Annotated in this window: 2 protein-coding genes; both read right to left on the bottom strand. The window is 74.9% G+C overall.

Annotated elements, in window-relative coordinates:
• The coding region (locus tag ACFXA3_RS41695) for a helix-turn-helix transcriptional regulator (RefSeq protein ID WP_385196587.1) at nt 1–708 on the bottom strand (708 nt) is incomplete at its 3' end.
• Nucleotide 709: 1 nt separating this feature from the next.
• Nucleotides 710–1627 (bottom strand): DUF4097 domain-containing protein, encoded by a 918-nt coding sequence (locus ACFXA3_RS41700; protein WP_385196589.1) that lies wholly within the window; start codon nt 1625–1627, stop codon nt 710–712.
• Between the last annotated feature and the right edge of the window lie 372 nt (nt 1628–1999).

Genomic DNA, 1999 nt, shown 5'->3' on the forward strand with positions numbered 1-1999 from the left:
GGCCCGGGGGGGGGGGCGGGCTCCGGTGGCGGTTCCGGTGGTGGTTCCGGCGGTGGTCGTGCCGCCGCCGAGCCAGCTGCCGGCCAGGCTGCCCAGCATCCCGCCCGACTTCGCGAACTGCTCCTGGAGCTGGCCCGCGATCCGCATGACCTCCTCGCGCGCCCGCTCCTGCGCCTCCTTGGCCTGGCGGCGGGCCTGCTGGGCCTCCTCACGGGCGCGGCGGCTCTCGTCCTTCGCCCGGCGCGCCTGCTCCTTCCACTCCTGCTTGGCCTTGCGCAGCTCCTCCTTGGCCGCCGCCCAGGACGCGTCCTCGACCGGGGCCGCCGTGGCGGAGGCCGCGGCGCGCATCTCGCGCCGCAGGGCACCCGCCGCCCCCCGCACGTCGTCCCGGATCTCGGCGGCCAGCTCGGAGACCGAGTCGCGGATCTCCAGTTCCAGGTCCGCGAGCTCACCACCGCGGTCGGCCAGTTCGGCCCGGCCCGCCTCGGTGATGGAGTACACCTTGCGCCCGCCCTCGGTGGCGTGCGTGACCAGGCCCTCGGCCTCCAGCTTCGCCAGCCGCGGGTACACCGTGCCCGCGGAGGGCGCGTACAGGCCCTGGAAACGCTCCTCCAGCAGGCGGATCACCTCGTACCCGTGCCGCGGGGCCTCGTCCAGCAGCTTGAGCAGGTAGAGGCGGAGGCGGCCGTGGGCGAAGACGGGCGGCATGTCAGAGCACCTTCTTGTCGAGCACGAGGGGGGCGGCGGCCGGGGCGTCGGCGGCCGGGCGGCGCAGCAGGGCGATGCCGCCGGAGACGGTGGTGGCCCGCAGGGTTCCGGTGCCCGCGCCCAGGGTGCCGGTGATCCGCTTGGCACCGAACTGGCCGGACACGTGCAGGTCGTCGAAGGCGTTGGAGACGCCGCCGGTGGCCGTGTTGGCCTCCACCCGCGCGTCCGCGGGATGCGGGATCCGGATCGCGACCTGCCCCGACACGGAGTTCAGGGAGATGTCCACGGGGCGCGGTGCGGCGGGGTCGAGGACCAGGTCGATGAGCATGTCGCCGCTGACCGAGTCGGCCCGTACGCTGCCGCCGGCGCCGTCGACGACGGTCAGGCCGCCGGAGACGGAGTGGAAGCCGAGCTCGCCGGTGAGCGACTGGGCCTCGACGCTGCCGGAGACCGTGTTCGCGCTGACCCGGCCGGACAGGCCGACCAGCGTGACGTCGCCGGAGACCCCGTGGACGTCGGTGCCGCCGCCGATGCCGGAGACGACCGCGGCGGCGCTGACCGCCGCGAGCTGGGCGTGGGTGGCGGCGGGGACGGTGAGGGTGACGGTGGCCTTGCGCTCCCAGGCCTTGCGGCCCGCGCCGGAGCGGGACCAGGCCTTCCAGGGCTTGCCCTCGAACCACTTCTTGAAGTTCTGCGAACCGTTCCAGGGGAGGTCCTCGTAGGACACGGTCAGAACGCCGGCCTCCTGGACGACGTACAGGGGCGGCCCGTCGACCGCGGCGACCTCCAGCCGGGCCGGCCCCTCGTCGGCGACGACGTTCACCGTGCCACCGACGAGACGGACACGGAGCTCGGTCACCGGCTCGTCGAAGGTGAGCTTCTGCGGTTCGGCGACCGACCACGTCTTCTGCTCTGCCATGGATCCTCCTCAGGCACGCAACATATCGCGTCTTCTGCGGAACACGATATATCGCGGATTCGCGAAGTCAAGCGCCTCCACTCCGGGGCGGCACCGGACCAACGCCTGCGGCGCCGCCGCCGAAACGCTCCGGCCCCGCGGGCACCACTCCGGACCGCCGCGCGGGCCCGCCCGGCACATCCCGCCCAGCCGCCGCTCGAGGCACGAGGGGGCCCGGCAGCAGCGGGGTACGGGCCGCTGCGCGGGCTCTCTCCCCGCCCCGCCCCTTCTCCGCATCCCGGGCTCCGCCCGGACCCGCCCGGAGCATCCAGCCCCGCCGGCGCTCGAAACGGCGCGGTGCCCCGGCAGGGGCAGCGCCACTGCCGCGCCGCG

Origin of the sequence: Streptomyces sp. NPDC059456, assembly GCF_042750055.1 — a bacterium.
Lineage (GTDB): Bacteria > Actinomycetota > Actinomycetes > Streptomycetales > Streptomycetaceae > Streptomyces.

Bases quoted from the DNA above. Each gene is read 5' to 3' on its own strand.
- ACFXA3_RS41700 (WP_385196589.1), bottom strand. From the start codon at position 1,627: ATGGCAGAGCAGAAGACGTGGTCGGTCGCCGAACCGCAGAAGCTCACC.